The 15,923-nt window shown below is 34.1% G+C and carries 15 protein-coding genes; 10 read left to right on the top strand and 5 right to left on the bottom strand.

Translation table 11 applies throughout. The annotated features are described in order from the left end of the window. Positions 1-97 precede the first annotated feature (97 nt). The gene (locus tag BC952_RS08175; protein ID WP_121365134.1) at positions 98-532 is read left to right on the top strand and encodes a DUF6526 family protein; all 435 of its coding nucleotides are present in this window, start codon (positions 98-100) and stop codon (positions 530-532) included. 97 nt (positions 533-629) lie between these two features. Then, positions 630-1,199: a pentapeptide repeat-containing protein gene (locus BC952_RS08170; RefSeq protein ID WP_121365133.1), complete on the top strand. Its 570-nt coding sequence runs from the start codon at positions 630-632 to the stop codon at positions 1,197-1,199. A 4-nt stretch (positions 1,200-1,203) separates the two neighbouring features. Here the strand turns inward: BC952_RS08170 and BC952_RS08165 are convergent, their stop codons facing one another. From BC952_RS08165 to glyA, 5 genes are all read right to left on the bottom strand, one after another. After that, positions 1,204-1,884, bottom strand: coding sequence for an ABC transporter ATP-binding protein (locus tag BC952_RS08165; protein ID WP_121365132.1), 681 nt, complete (start codon positions 1,882-1,884; stop codon positions 1,204-1,206). 2 nt (positions 1,885-1,886) lie between these two features. After that, positions 1,887-3,143: an ABC transporter permease gene (locus tag BC952_RS08160; protein ID WP_121365131.1), complete on the bottom strand. Its 1,257-nt coding sequence runs from the start codon at positions 3,141-3,143 to the stop codon at positions 1,887-1,889. Then, positions 3,143-4,237: an efflux RND transporter periplasmic adaptor subunit gene (locus BC952_RS08155; protein WP_121365130.1), complete on the bottom strand. Its 1,095-nt coding sequence runs from the start codon at positions 4,235-4,237 to the stop codon at positions 3,143-3,145. The genes BC952_RS08160 and BC952_RS08155 overlap by 1 nt, the downstream gene beginning before the upstream one ends. A 230-nt stretch (positions 4,238-4,467) precedes the next feature. Continuing rightward, positions 4,468-5,061 carry a MiaE family protein gene (locus tag BC952_RS08150; protein WP_121365533.1) on the bottom strand — a complete coding sequence of 198 codons (594 nt, stop codon included), beginning with the start codon at positions 5,059-5,061 and terminating at the stop codon, positions 4,468-4,470. Positions 5,062-5,222: 161 nt separating this feature from the next. Further along, the gene (glyA, locus tag BC952_RS08145; protein WP_121365129.1) at positions 5,223-6,497 is read right to left on the bottom strand and encodes a serine hydroxymethyltransferase; all 1,275 of its coding nucleotides are present in this window, start codon (positions 6,495-6,497) and stop codon (positions 5,223-5,225) included. 109 nt (positions 6,498-6,606) lie between these two features. On the opposite strand from glyA, the gene fahA reads away from it, so the two are divergent. The 8 genes from fahA to proB all read left to right on the top strand — a co-directional run bounded on the left by fahA (position 6,607) and on the right by proB (position 15,880). Further along, positions 6,607-7,890, top strand: a complete 1,284-nt coding sequence (gene fahA, locus BC952_RS08140; RefSeq protein WP_121365128.1) for a fumarylacetoacetase — start codon at positions 6,607-6,609, stop codon at positions 7,888-7,890. A 157-nt stretch (positions 7,891-8,047) separates the two neighbouring features. Then, positions 8,048-9,232, top strand: coding sequence for a hypothetical protein (locus BC952_RS08135; protein WP_121365127.1), 1,185 nt, complete (start codon positions 8,048-8,050; stop codon positions 9,230-9,232). Positions 9,233-9,705: 473 nt separating this feature from the next. Next, a complete protein-coding gene (locus tag BC952_RS08130; RefSeq protein ID WP_121365126.1) occupies positions 9,706-10,323 on the top strand; it encodes a GNAT family N-acetyltransferase in 618 nt (205 codons plus the stop codon). A gap of 60 nt (positions 10,324-10,383) precedes the next feature. Continuing rightward, positions 10,384-11,577 carry an argininosuccinate synthase gene (locus tag BC952_RS08125; RefSeq protein ID WP_121365532.1) on the top strand — a complete coding sequence of 398 codons (1,194 nt, stop codon included), beginning with the start codon at positions 10,384-10,386 and terminating at the stop codon, positions 11,575-11,577. Further along, entirely contained in the window at positions 11,570-12,547 is a 978-nt protein-coding gene (gene argC, locus BC952_RS08120) for an N-acetyl-gamma-glutamyl-phosphate reductase (RefSeq protein WP_121365125.1), read from the top strand. The genes BC952_RS08125 and argC overlap by 8 nt, the downstream gene beginning before the upstream one ends. Positions 12,548-12,629: 82 nt before the next feature. Next, positions 12,630-13,766: an aspartate aminotransferase family protein gene (locus BC952_RS08115; RefSeq protein WP_121365124.1), complete on the top strand. Its 1,137-nt coding sequence runs from the start codon at positions 12,630-12,632 to the stop codon at positions 13,764-13,766. A 163-nt stretch (positions 13,767-13,929) separates the two neighbouring features. Beyond that, entirely contained in the window at positions 13,930-15,126 is a 1,197-nt protein-coding gene (locus BC952_RS08110) for a glutamate-5-semialdehyde dehydrogenase (protein ID WP_121365123.1), read from the top strand. After that, the gene (gene proB / locus BC952_RS08105) at positions 15,110-15,880 is read left to right on the top strand and encodes a glutamate 5-kinase (protein ID WP_121365122.1); all 771 of its coding nucleotides are present in this window, start codon (positions 15,110-15,112) and stop codon (positions 15,878-15,880) included. Before BC952_RS08110 ends, proB begins: the two co-directional genes overlap by 17 nt. Positions 15,881-15,923: the final 43 nt, after the last annotated feature.

Below are 15,923 nucleotides of genomic sequence, written 5' to 3'. Positions count from 1 at the left end.
AATGAAACACTTTTAGTAAATCTCAAAAGTATTTTTATCTTCTAAAGAAGTAAAATTCCATAAATTGGGGGTTTTTACTATCTTTAAAAAAAATATAATGAAATCACAATCCTATAAAAATCACATTCGCTATTATCCACCGCATCATTTTGTTTATTATCCAATAATCATGACATTGCTGGCTTTCAGCATTTATTTTAGTTGCACAACTGAAGATTCTTTAATTTGGATATTTATCAGCGCTGTTTTTGTGGTGCTTTTTTGTCTGGCTTTCATGCTGCGCCAGCATTATGCGTTGACTTTGCAAAACCGAATCGTACGTTTAGAGCTTCGATATCGCTATTTTTCCATTACAGGAAAAAGACTGGAAGAATTTGAACATCAATTAAATGACGACCAACTATTTGCGTTGCGGTTTGTCCCAGACGATGAGCTTCCGTTACTTACGCAAAGAGCGCTGAATGAAAATCTCTCGGGAAAGGAAATTAAAAAAGCGATTCAGCATTGGAAAGGCGACTATGAAAGAGTTTAAATCTAAAATAATACTCTAATTTATCCTAGATAACGATTGAGATTTTTGTTTCTTTGTTCCGAAAAACAGCACTAAAAGCTGAATTTAAACCCCATAAATGGCAGAATATTTTTTAGATATTGAATACCAAAACATAACGTACCTAGAGGAGGAAGTCAATTTCAAGGAATTCGAATGCTGTACGTTTACTAACTGTAATTTTTCTCAATGTACCTTTGTAGCAGTTACTTTTATTGACTGTACTTTCAATGATTGTATTTTTAGCAATGCCAAAATAAATTATGTCGCCTTTAGAACTGTAACTTTCAATCGCTGTGAAATCAAAGACGTGAATTTTGCCATGTGCGATAAATTAATTTTTGAAATTTCTTTTAACGATTGTGTTTTGGATTTCTCCAAATTTTACACCTTAAAAATAAAAGGAACATCATTTACCAATTGCAGTATTATTGCTGTAGATTTTGTGAGCACTGATTTGACCGAAGTCGCTTTTGAAAACTGCGATTTATACCGTTCTGAATTTGCAAAAGCAATTGCCAACAAAGCTGATTTTAGAACCAGCTATAATTATACAATTGATCCCAAAACAACAAAATTAAAAAAAGCCGTTTTTGCTTTAGAAGGTTTGAAAGGATTGCTATACAAACATGAAATCATAGTAAAATAATACTTTAAGAAATTATTTTCCCATCTTCCATAGTAATAATTCTATTGGTTTTTTGGGCAAAATCGTTGTCGTGGGTAACTACCAGCAAAGTCTGATTTTTCTCTTGAGTCAACTTATTAAAAATATCAAAAACCAAATCACTGTTTCTCTTATCTAAATTCCCTGTAGGCTCATCCCCCATTATAATCAATGGATCGTTTATCAAAGCACGTGCAATTGCAACCCGCTGTTTTTGTCCTCCACTCAATTGATTGGGCATTTTCAGCGCCTGATCTTCCATGTCCAGTGTCTTCAAATGTTCCATGGCGCGATGCTCTAATTCTTTATCTGAATATTTAGCTAACTTCATTCCCGGAAGCATTACATTTTTCAGCACATTATATTCAGCCAGTAAATAATGGAACTGAAACACAAAACCTATTTTTTCATTTCTGATTAAAGCTAATTCTTTGTCTGTTTTCCCCGTAACAAGTTCGTTGTGAATAAATATCTGACCGTCGTAATCTGTGTCCATCGTAGAAAGTAAATACAACAACGTCGATTTTCCACAGCCGGATTTGCCTACGATAGAAACAAACTCACCGTGATTAATACGCATTTCAATTTCTTTCAACACCTGAAATCTTACAGGGTCGTAAAAATATTTACTTAGTCCAATTGTCTCTAAAACAGCATTATTTTCCATCTTTATTTTCCTCTGATGATTTCTACCGGATCTACTTTACTGGCTTTTAAAGCAGGGAAAAGTCCGGCAATGGTCGTTGTAAACAATGCAAAAGTAATCCCGATAATATAAAATAATGGATTGTAATTTATAGGATAGGTTTTCACCGTAGGTAACGAAGCGGTTTCAAACGGAATAACATCAATAATTGATGAGAAAACATAGCCAAACAGCAAACCAAACAATCCTCCGGCAAGTCCAATAATTACAGAAAGCGAAACAAAAATCCATTTCACATCATTCCCGGAAAATCCCGTGGCTTTCAAAATCGCAATGCTGTCCATTTTTTCATAAATCATCATATTCAGAATATTATAAATTCCAAAACCGGCAACAATCAGCAACACCACTCCAACGGAATAGGAAATGATACTTCGAACCGTACTTCCGGTTTCAAACTGAGAATTTGCAGTTTGATAATCTATCGTATCCAGATTAAAGGTATTCTGAAACTCTTTTGCAACAGCAGGAGCAGCAGTCATATCATACAAGTTAAGCTGAATGTCCGTGATGTAATTTGTGGGTTCACCCAGATTTTTTTGGGCTGTCGCCAAAGAGGTATAACTCATCACATTATCGATTTCAGCAATTCCAATTTCGGAAATACCCACAATTTTAAGCGAAGCCAAATTTCCTTTAGAAGTAGTAATCTTGATGATATCTCCTTTGGTAAGCAACATTTTGTCTGACAAACCTTTCCCGATAATAATACTGTTATTCTGAAGCAAATCAGCTACTTTCCCCTCAATGATATAATCGCTGATTTTAAATAATTTATCTTCGGACAAAACATCAATTCCATTAATTATTCCTGAGATTTCAATCGTCCCCGAATTAAAAAAAACGGGCGAGGTCACTTTTGGCGCAACATCAATAACACGCGGATCTTGTTTTAAAACTGCCAAAATTGTTTTACTGTTGTAAATGGATTTTCCTCGGTCTTTCGGTTTAATGGAGCGAACAAAATTGGTCTTTTTCTGGAATTCGTCTGATATAGAAACCGGTTGGTTTTCTGAAGGTTTAATTTCATTGTAAAGCAACACATGAGGCGTTCTATTGAGCATTAAGCCATCCAACAAATCATTCAAACCATTCATAAAACTAACCAAAGCAATGAACATAGCAATACTAAACGTTACTCCAATGGCAGCGACAATCGTTTGCTTCAATCGTGCTCGAAGCAAATGCAAAGCAATGTTTAATATGAGTTTAAAGTTCATTATTTGGGTTTATAAATCGTTTCTTCGGCCGCTAAACCTGACAGTATTTCTACTTTTTGATAATCGCTTAAACCGGTTTTCACTTCCCGCTTTTCGTCATTATTTACTAAGACATATTTGCCTTCCATTAAATATGTTTTTGGAATCGTGATCACGTTCTTCTTAATCTGAATGATAATATTGGCTTCGGCAGTAAGATTTGGGTAGAGTTTTTCGGGTGGTTTTATAAAATGCGCTTCGATTTTAAATGTTCGGGAACGTTCGTTCATTATCGGGTAAATTTTATCAATAACGGCATCAAAAACCTGTCCTTTGTAACTATCCATGGTAACCAAAACTCGTTGTCCCGTTCGCACGCGAACCATATCATTTTCGTCCACTTCCAGTTCCAATAAAAATGAATTTTCCTGACCAATTATTGCCAAAGGAGTTTGAGGCGTAATTAACGTTCCTTCTTTTACCAGGACATCAAATAATTTTCCTGAGAAGGCGCTTTTGACACTAAAATCACTCTGGGATTTCTGATTGATTTTTAGATTTACAGAATTTCTGCTTTGATCATTCTTCAATTGGGCTTTGAGTTGTGCCAATTGTTTTTTAGCCGATTCGTAATTAATTTTGGAACTTTTAAACGCTAATTCGACTCTTTCAAAATCAACTTCCGAAATTCCACCTTGATTCCTGATGTTTTTATTTCGGTTGTAAATGGATTCGTCCAAAGTCAATTTGTCTCTGCTTGATTGGACTTTCATTTCCATTTCAGCAATTTTATCCTGAATATAACGACTACTTTCCAGACTTAATTGATACGCTAATCGAGCATTCTCCGTATTCAGTTCCGCTTTATCACTTTCCAATTCAAATAATGATTGGCCTTTACGGATTGATTGACCAGCGATAACATTTACTTTTTGCAGTGTACCATTTACGGTGGCAAAAACCGTGTACTGCCCATCCGCTTTTATAACTCCGGAAGCATATACCGTTTCAGTAACTTCTCCTACTGTTGGTTTAATTCCTTCTGCTTCTTTTTTAGAACAAGAAAGCAAACTAAGGACCAATAAACAAAATAGGGATCGTAATTTCAAACTCATTTCACTTCTTATTTAACTTTATAGTTATTGAAAATTCTTTCTATAAATATACGACAATATCCATTTTGAAGCTACTTTACGCACTGCAAAATTTGACTCTAAAACATATTTCAAAGTAAATAAAAATTTGAATTTCAATATTTTAAATAAAAAAAAACTTTAAATCAAAGAGAATTTAAATATTTTTTTTAGATGAAGTATTATATGGGATTTAAGTTATGGATTGTATTTTACCCGTGGATCGTTTCATTTTTACCATAATTAGCAATAACCGATTCTTCAAATTCTAACCATTCTCTCCAACGTTTTTCTACATCAATTCCTACACCATATTTCCTCGCATAGGTTATAAAAGTGGTATAATGTCCCGCTTCACTTTCCATCAGATCTCTATAAAAAACCGATAATTCCTCATCGTTGATATTCTCCGAAAGCACTTTGAAACGTTCACAACTTCTAGCTTCTATCATTGCAGAAAACAATAACCGTTCCACTAAACTGGATACTCTGCTTCCGTCGCTGCTTTTTTTCATGTACAAATACAATTCGTTTACATAGTCATCTTTGCGTTCTCGACCTAATTTCAATCCGCGCTTGATGATTATATTATGAACTTGCTCAAAATGATCGATTTCTTCTTTGGCCAAAGCCAATAAATCCTTCACTAAATCCTGGTACTCTGAATTATTTGTAATAATGGTAATCGCATTTGTAGCTGCTTTTTGTTCGCACCAAGCATGATCCGTCAAGATTTCCTCGATATTTTTTTCTACAATATTCACCCATCTGGGATCGGTTGGTAATTTTAATCTTAGTACAGACATTGATAAATTTTGTTTAAAGTTTGAAAAAAGTTTAAGGTTTAAAGAAAAAGGTTTAAAATTAAAATTGAGAAACCAATGTAACATTCAAATACCTAATAGTATTTAATAACTGTTGATTCCAAAACTTTAAACTTTAAACCTTAAACCTTAAAACAAAAAAATTAATATACGAAAATAGCTCTTTCGCTCATCATTTCGTTTACTTCATTAGCAACCTCTTCGATAATATCTTCATCAGTATGGTTCATTAATACTCTGTCAATTAATGCAACAATAGTTTCCATATCTTCCTCCACAAGACCACGAGTGGTAATTGCAGGAGTTCCTACACGGATTCCTGAAGTGACAAATGGTGATTTATCATCAAAAGGAACCATGTTTTTATTTACTGTAATTTCTGCTTTTACCAATGCATTTTCAGCATCTTTTCCAGAAATATTCTTATTTCTTAAATCAATCAACATCATGTGATTATCCGTTCCGCCAGAAATGATTTCATAGCCTCTTTTTACAAAAGCATCCGCCATAGCGTTAGCATTTTTTTGTACTTGTAAAGCATACGTGAAAAATTCATCTTTCAAAGCTTCACCAAAAGCAACTGCTTTTGCCGCAATAATATGCATTAATGGACCACCTTGATTTCCTGGGAAAACAGCCAAGTCTAATAAAGAAGACATCATTCTGATTTCTCCTTTTGGCGTGGTTAAACCAAATGGATTTTCAAAATCTTTACCCATCAAGATTAATCCTCCACGAGGACCACGTAATGTTTTGTGAGTTGTAGTAGTTACAATATGGCAATGAGGCAATGGATCATTCATCAACCCTTTTGCAATAAGACCTGCAGGATGTGAAATATCAGCCAATAAAATAGCGCCAACACTATCAGCAATTACTCTAAAACGCTCAAAATCCATGTCACGGGAATAAGCCGAAGCTCCAGCGATGATTAATTTTGGTTGTTCTCTAGTAGCTATTTCTTGAATTTTATCATAATTTAATCTTCCTGTTTCCTTATCTACACCATAAAATGAAGGAGTATACAAACGTCCCGAAAAATTAACTGGTGAACCATGCGTTAAGTGTCCTCCATGAGACAAATCAAAACCCAAAATTTTATCTCCAGGTTTAATACATGCATGATAAACTGCAGTATTTGCTTGTGAACCAGAGTGTGGTTGCACATTTGCATAAGCAGCACCAAATAATTCTTTGGCCCTGTCAATTGCAATTTGTTCGATAACATCAACTACTTCGCAACCGCCGTAGTATCTTTTGCCAGGATATCCTTCAGCATATTTATTAGTTAGAACAGAACCCGCAGCTTCCATTACTTCATCACTTACGAAATTTTCCGAAGCGATAAGTTCTAATCCGTGTATTTGTCTTTCTTGTTCTTCTAGAATAAGGTCAAAAATTTGTTCGTCGCGTTGCATTTTTTTGATTTTCGTTAATTTGATGCAAAAATACAAAAAAACGTTTGGTTAATAGTTAGATTATAATATATTTGATGAGTAATTTTTTAACAAAATAATTAACATCAATATGCCAATAACAGCCAACGATATTAAAAGAAAATCATGGTTAGAAGTCTCTTCTGATAGCGATTTTCCTATTCAAAACATTCCTTTCGGTGTTTTTCTTACAAAAGAAAACATAGTAACGGTAGGTACTAGAATTGGAGATTTCGCAATCGATTTGGGAGCTTTGCAACAATTAAATTATTTTGAAGGCATTGAACTGACGGATGACATGTTCATGCAGGATACTTTGAATGATTTTATTTCTGACGGTCAAAAAACATGGCGCTTGGTTAGAAATAGAATTGCCGAAATTTTTGATGAACAAAATTCAAAATTACGCGACAACACTAAAGACAAAGATATTATTATATTCAAAATGGAAGATGTAGAAATGCAACTACCCGTTTTAATAGGTGATTATACAGACTTTTACTCCAGTAAAGAGCACGCTACTAATGTAGGAAAAATGTTCCGTGACCCTGAAAATGCATTGTTACCAAACTGGCTTCACATCCCTGTAGGATATCATGGCAGAAGTTCTACCATAGTTCCATCAGGAATTCCAGTTCACAGACCCATGGGACAAACGTTACCAAATGGAGAAACTACGCCGGTTTTTGGGCCTTCTCGTTCAGTCGACTTTGAACTGGAAACAGCCTTTATCACTACGGATGTCAATATTATGGGTGAAAATATTCATGTGACTGAAGCCGAAGATTACATTTTCGGAATGGTTTTGTTGAATGACTGGAGTGCTCGTGATATTCAAAAATGGGAATATGTACCACTAGGACCATTCTTGGCAAAGAATTTTGCAACTTCAATTTCACCTTGGATCGTAACTATGGATGCTTTAGAACCCTTTAGAACCAAAGGTCCTAAACAAGAACCAACCCCACTTCCCTATTTACAGCAAAAAGGAAAGCATTCATTTGACATTAATTTAGAAGTTGCTATTCAGCCTGAAAATTCAGAAGCAACGGTTATTTCTCATTCGAATTTCAAATATATGTATTGGACTATGAGTCAACAATTGACACATCATACCTCTAACGGTTGTCGTGTGAATTCTGGTGATATGATGGGATCAGGTACAATTTCAGGTCCTACTCCAGACAGTTTTGGTTCGATGTTAGAATTAACTTGGGGTGGAAAAAATCCAATAAAATTGAAAGACGGTACGGAACGTAAATTTATCAACGATAACGATACTGTAATCATGAAAGGACACTGCCAAAATGGTCATGTTCGCATTGGTTTTGGTGAAGTTTCCAGTAAGTTACTGCCACCTTTCGTTAGAAAATGAAAAGAATAAACATAAAGTCTCAAAACCTAACAATTGTATTATTTTTGTTAGGTTTTTTTATGGGATTATTTTTTAAATTCCAAGATTAAAGCCAATTATCCTGTTTAAAACAGATGAAGTAGACTCAACAAAAATTATTTATTTAATAGTAACGCTTATGAAAAAAATTACTTTTTTATTATCCCTGTTTGTATTGATTTCCTCTTGCGGTGTGAAACAAACCAGAAATTCATTAACCTCAGGCAATTACGATCAGGCAATTGATAACGCCGTATCCAATTTGCGAACCAATAAAGATAAAAAAGGCAAACAGGATTATGTTTACATACTCGAAGAGGCTTTCGCCAAAGCAAAAGATCGGGATTTGAATGCCATTAATTTATTAGCAAAAGATGCTAATCCCGCACAATTGGAAAAATTGTATAATACCTATTTACAATTGAATTCCCGTCAGGAAAAAATTAAACCTTTACTTCCTTTGAAACTAATTAAAGAAGGACGAAATGCAATTTTCCCATTTGACAATTATAATGATCAAATCATTAACAGCAAGAATGCTCTGTCTGCTTATTTATATACCAATGCCAAAAAATTAATGGCTACTTCTGATAAAATGAATTTCAGAAAAGCATATGATGATATGGACTATTTAAATCAAATAAATCCAAATTACAAAGATGTTTTGCGATTGATGGATGATGCAAAATTCAAAGGTTCTGACTATGTTTCGGTTTACACCAAAAATGAAACGAACATGATCATTCCGGCTCGTCTTCAAAATGATTTATTGGATTTTAGCACGTATGGACTCAATGACAAATGGACTGTGTACCACAGCAACAAACAAAAAGGAATCAGCTATGATTATGGAATGGTAATCAATTTTAGACAAATTTATATTTCGCCAGAGCAAATAAAAGAAAGAGAATTTGTAAAAGAACGTATCATTAAAGACGGTGTCAAAAAACTAATTGATGCAAACGGAAAAGAAGTGCTGGACGAAAAAGGAAAGGTAGTTATGGTCGATAATCTTAAAACTGTAACGGCCCGAATTTACGAATTCAGACAATTTAAGTCTTGCCAAATTACAGCTAAAATTGACTATATTAATTTTAGAAGCAATCAATTATTACAATCTTTCCCAATAAGCAGCGAATTCATTTTCGAAAATATTTATGCCACTTACAAAGGAGATCGACGTGCTTCTGACGATAATTATTACTCTTATTTTGACAGAAAACCAGTAGCTTTTCCTAACAGTGAACAAATGGTTTATGATACTGGAGAAGACTTAAAAGCTAAAATTAAAGATATCATTAGTCGAAATAAATTTAGAAACTAATACCTTAAACCTAACTACATTATACAAAACTCCTTGATAATCAAACTATCAAGGAGTTTTTTATTTGTAATAAAACACACAATACATTAAAATTTTGTTAGAAAATACAAAAGTTGCATTGTGTTATAAAAATAAGTGTACTTTTGCACCAATGAATAAAACAAGTGTACATATAACTTCTTTGTCACGGACAAACAGACCTACTACTTCTCCCGAAGTACGGATGCTATCTCTATAGTACCCAAAAGCTGTTTCGTTTTATTATTCATTTTTCATTTTTCCGTTTTGAAATCAACCTTATTTCCTATTGGATTTTCATATCCAAAAACAACTATATATTCATCACTATCACATTGTAGTTCAATTTATTGCACAACAATTAACTGGTTTGATATTATAGCCGATTTTGGCATAGAGTTATTTCAATTACAAAATTACAAATCATTTTATAACTCAAAAACTCAGCTTTTGAAATGAATATTTCTATTATAACAACTCAGGAAGAACATTATAAGTATTCGCAGGAAATATGCGATACTATTGAATTATCAGCCTTGTTGAGAGGAACTGGTATTGCCAAAAGAACTCCTGAATACATTCAGAAAAAAATGGAAAGCAAAGATGCCGTTATCGCATTAGACAACGGAAAATTTGCTGGTTTTTGTTATATCGAAAGTTGGGAACACGGTAAATATGTGGCGCACTCAGGATTGATTGTTCATCCTGATTACAGAAATTTAGGTTTGGCAAAACAAATCAAGTCTAAAGTATTTGACTATTCTTTGGAAAAATACCCTGATGCTAAAATATTCGGAATCACAACTGGATTGGCAGTAATGAAAATTAACTCTGATTTAGGTTATAAACCAGTTCCTTTTTCGGAATTGACTACAGATCCTACCTTTTGGGCAGGCTGTAAAACCTGTACCAATTTTGAAATTTTGCAAAGCAAAGAAAACAAGATGTGTTTGTGTACCGGAATGTTATATGACCCAAAAGAAAAACCGAAAGATCCGCCAGAACATCCATTTAACATAAGAGTTCTCAATAGATTAAAATCAATTAAACAAGCCCTGTTCTTAAAAAAATAATATCCTTTTTATTCTTTCTTTATCGAAAATAGAGTTAGGACGAGAAAAAAAACAATGATCATGAAAAAAGTAGTATTAGCATACAGCGGAGGATTAGATACCTCATATTGCCTAAAATATTTAAAAAACGAAAAAGGATATGAAGTCCATACTGTTCTTATAAATACTGGAGGATTTGATGAAGCTGAACTAGCCGCTATTGAAGAAAGAGCTTACGAATTAGGAAGTGCGCAACATGCAAATCTTACAATCGTTGATAAATATTATGATAAAGCCATAAAATATTTGATTTACGGAAATGTATTAAAAAACAATACCTACCCATTATCCGTAAGTGCAGAACGAGTTTTTCAAGCTATTGAAGCGATTAAATATGCAAAATCTGTTGGCGCTGAAGCAATCGCTCACGGAAGTACTGGTGCAGGAAATGACCAAATTCGTTTTGATTTAATTTTCCAAACCATTGCTCCCGAAATTGAAATTATCACTCCTATCAGAGATTTGAAATTATCAAGACAGGAAGAAGTTGATTATTTATCTAAAAACGGAGTTCATTATTCTTGGGAAAAAGCACAATATTCCATTAATAGAGGATTGTGGGGGACCAGTGTTGGAGGAAAAGAAACATTGACCTCAAATCAAGCTTTGCCAAGTGAAGCCTACCCTTCTCAATTGCAAAAAGATGGTGAAGAGAAAGTTACACTGCAATTTGAAAAAGGTCAATTAGTAGGAATCAACGGGACATTCGATACACCGACAAAAAACATTGTTGCTCTTGAAAAATTAGCCAGTGCGTATGCAATTGGTAGAGATATCCATGTTGGTGATACGATAATCGGAATTAAAGGAAGAGTTGGTTTTGAAGCTGCTGCGCCTTTAATCATTATTAAAGCACACCATTTATTAGAGAAACATACGCTTGGTAAATGGCAACAATACTGGAAAGAACAACTAGGAAACTGGTACGGAATGTTGTTTCATGAAGGACAATTCTTGGATCCTGTAATGAGAAACATCGAGGCTTTCCTAGAAGACACCCAAACGACTGTGAACGGGACTGTTATTGTTTCGCTAAAACCATATCACTTTACATTGGACGGAATTGAATCAGAGAATGATTTGATGAATACCGGTTTTGGACAATACGGAGAAATGAACAACGCTTGGACATCAGATGATGCCAAAGGATTTATCAAAATTCTTGGAAATGCACAAAATATATTTTCATCTGTAAACAAACTGACACATGATTAATATTGGAATAATTGGTGGTTCAGGTTACACTGCGGGAGAACTCATCAGAATATTGATGTTCCATCCCAATGCTTCACTTGATTTTGTTTACAGCACAACAAATGCTGGAAAACCGCTTCATGTTGCGCATCATGATTTGATGGGCGATATCGAAATGAATTTTACCGATACTGTAAATTCAAATGTGAATGTTGTTTTCTTGTGTTTGGGTCATGGAAAATCAAAATCGTTTTTAGAGCAAAATCAATTTGCGAGTCATACCAAAATCATCGATTTAGGAAATGATTTCAGATTGACCAAAGACAAAGAGTTCGATAATAAAACTTTCGTTTACGGTTTACCCGAATTGAATAAAGCGGCAATCAAAAACGCTCAATTTATCGCTAATCCAGGTTGTTTTGCAACAGCGATTCAACTCGCATTACTGCCTTTGGCGAAAGCCAAAATATTGACTACTGACGTTCATATTAATGCCACAACAGGAAGCACTGGAGCTGGAGTTTCACCTTCGGAAACGACGCATTTTAGTTGGAGATCGAACAATATGTCGCATTACAAAGCTTTTGAGCATCAACATTTGGGCGAAATAAACCAAAGTGTCAACCAATTACAAGCGGATTATAATAATGAATTGATTTTTGTACCCAACAGAGGAGATTTTGCCAGAGGAATTTTTGCAACATTATACACAACAATTGAAGAAAATTTGGAAGATGTAGTGGCCAAATATGAAGCTTTTTATAAAGACCAACCTTTCGTAACTATTACCACCACCGGAATCAATATGAAACAAGTGGTTCAAACGAATAAATGTATTATTAGTTTAATGAAAAAAGGAAATCGGTTATTGATTACTTCAGTAATTGATAATTTAGTAAAAGGCGCTTCTGGACAAGCTATTCAAAACATGAATTTAATGTTTGGATTGGATGAAACCAAAGGATTGCATTTGAAACCAAGCGGATTCTAAAAATTTGGTTCAAGTTTAAAGTTTAAGGTTGCACACGTAACTTGAAACTTGAAACCTTAAACCATTTAAACAAAAAAAGAAAATGAACTTATTTGACGTTTACCCATTATACAACATCACTCCTGTAAAAGCACTGGATTGTACTATTACAGATGAAAAAGGAGTAGAATATTTAGATTTATACGGTGGTCATGGAGTAATTTCCATTGGACACACACAACCGGATTATGTTGCCAAATTAAAAAATCAATTGGATAATATTGGTTTTTATTCGAATGCGATTCAGAATCCATTGCAAGTAGAATTAGCAGAAAAATTAGGGAAACTTTCAGGATTGGAAGATTACACGCTATTCTTATGTAGTTCTGGAGCTGAAGCCAATGAAAACGCCTTGAAATTAGCCTCTTTTCACAACAATAAATCGCGTGTAATTGCTTTTGATAATTCCTTTCACGGAAGAACTTCGGCGGCAGTTGCGGTTACAGATAACAAAAAAATTGTTGCGCCAATCAATGCTCAACAAATCGTTACTTTTTTACCATTAAATAATATCGAGTTGGTAGAAAACGAACTAAAAAAAGGAGATGTTTCTTCTGTTATAATTGAGGGAATTCAAGGAGTTGGTGGTTTAGACCAAGGAACAACTGAATTTTTTCAGGCATTAGAAAAACTATGTGCCGCTTATGATGTTGTATTGATTTTGGACGAAGTACAATCCGGATATGGAAGAAGCGGAAAGTTTTTCGCACACCAACACCATAACATCAAAGCAGATATTATTTGTCTGGCAAAAGGAATGGGTAACGGATTTCCTATTGGGGGAATCATGATTTCTCCAAAATTCACAGCGAGTTATGGATTATTAGGAACTACTTTTGGAGGAAACCATTTGGCTTGTGCCGCTGGAATTGCTGTTTTGAATGTGATTGAAAGCCAAAAATTAATGGATAACGTAAATGACGTTTACGCTTATTTTTTAGAAGCAATCAAACAAGTTCCTGAAGTGATTCAAGTAAAAGGAAGAGGATTAATGTTAGGTGTAGAATTTGATTTTGACGTAAGTACACTTCGTAAAAAAATGATTATCGACAAGCATATTTTTACAGGAAATGCAAATAATAAAAACTTATTAAGAATTCTTCCACCATTGACAATCAAGAAAGAAGCAATCGATACCTTTATCATAGCTTTAAAAGAAGCATTGGCAGAATTGAAATGATTTTTTTTAAACATGTAAGTCATTTAAGTTTTAAAAAATGAATAATATCATTTATAAATTCTCTGATTTTTTTATTTTAAGCAAATAAATATTAACCTAGAACTAAAAATTTACATGACTTATATGTTTAGATTTTCCTTCTAAAATAGTAAACCAAAAACTAATGAACTACTTATTACCAATAGAAAAGCGAAATGCAGTTTTAAGTCGCATGGCCGAACTTCTTGAAGAAGAAAGAGCCAATCTTAAGACTATAAATCAACAGGATATCAATAATTATTCTGGAGATGATTTGGCCATGGAAAAACGTTTATTGGTTGATGATGCCAAAATTGACGGGATGATTTTATCCATGCAACAATTAGCAAGTCAAGAAGATCCTATTGGTGTGGAGCGATTTAATTTCGACCATGAAAACGGAATGAAAATCATCAATAAAACAGCAGCTTTTGGAACCATAATGATTATTTATGAATCCAGACCTGATGTTACCGTTGAAGCTGGTGGAATCGCTTTTAAATCCGGAAATAAAATTCTATTGAAAGGCGGAAAAGAATCCTTACTATCCAATTTAAAAATTGTGGAATTGTGGCATCAGGCTTTAACAGCAAATAATGTTGCAACAGAATGGGTAGAATACTTGAATTACAATCGGGAAGAAACACAGGCATTTTTAGAGAAGCCAACACAAAAAGTAGATTTAATCGTTCCTCGTGGTGGTGAAAAATTGATTGCTTTTGTAAAAAAACACGCCACTTGCCCAGTGATTATAAGTGGTCGAGGAAATAATTTTGTGTATGTAAATAAGGAAGCCGATTTAGACCAAGCACTTGATGTTATTATTAACGGAAAAACCTCAAACATATCAGTTTGTAATGCTTTAGATAAAGTTTTAATTGATACTAATCTTGAAAATTGGGAAACTTTTGCTATCAAAATAGTTGAGGAATTACAACAAAGAAACGTTACGGTTTTGGGAGACGAAAGTATTTCAAAAGCAACAAATATTCCTCAGATTGAATCGGATTTAATTTGGTACGAAGAGTTTTTAGATTATAAAATTGTTATTGGAACAACCAATTCGAATCAAGAAGCAATTGACAAAATAAATAAATATTGTGGCGGACATTCGGCTTCGATAATCACAAAGAATGATGCAATTGCTCAGGAATTCATGGGAAATGTTGATACGGCAGCCGTTTATCAAAATGCCTCTACCCGATTCACTGATGGAGGACAATTTGGTTTAGGAGGAGAATTGGCGATAAGCACGGACAAATTACACCAACGTGGACCAATTGGTTTGCAACATTTAGTTACTAATAAGTGGTATATTTACGGAAATGGACAAATCAGGTAAGAAAAGAATTTTATTAAAGTTAGGAAGTAACACGTTAACCAAAGAAACAAATCACATTTCGAGAGGAAAGATTGAGGATATTGGGATGCAAATAGCCGCTTTACAAGATGATTACGAGTTTATAATTGTAAGTTCCGGTGCGATTGCTGCAGCTAAACAATTTGTAAAACTGGAAAATCAAGACAAAGATGTTTTTGTGAAACAAGCATTAGCTTCTATTGGTCAGCCTCATTTGATGCGGATTTATCATGAAAACTTCAGCGATTTAGGATTACTGATTTCGCAGTGTTTGCTTTCTTATTCTGATTTCGAAAAAGAACAGTCCAAAGTAAATATCGTGAACACCATCAATGTGTTGGTCAAAAATAATTACATACCGATTATCAATGAAAATGATACCGTGGCTACGGATGAGATTCGGTTTGGTGATAACGATAAATTAGCCGCTTTAACGGCCGTTTTATTAAATGTTGACATTCTGATCATCGCTACCAATACAAACGGGATTTACACCAAAGCATCCATTAATGATGCCGTTCCCGAAACCATTTCTTTGGTAACCGATTTGAAAGTATTGGAAAAAGAGATTGGTGATTCAAAATCCTCGCATGGAACCGGTGGAATGCAATCTAAAATTGAAGCAACAGCAATCGCTAAAGCCGCGAATATTGAAACCTGGATTGTCAATGGGTTGGAAGACAATTTTATTTTGAAAGCTTTAAAAAACGAAATACCTTTTACTAAAATTCTATAAAGAAGGGACACAGATAAAACGGATTCGCATTGCGAAGACGCTG

This window comes from Flavobacterium limicola, assembly GCF_003634755.1.
Classification (GTDB): domain Bacteria; phylum Bacteroidota; class Bacteroidia; order Flavobacteriales; family Flavobacteriaceae; genus Flavobacterium; species Flavobacterium limicola.
The sequence above is the reverse complement of the archived record's forward strand: the minus strand, read 5'-3'. Positions and strand labels throughout refer to the sequence as shown.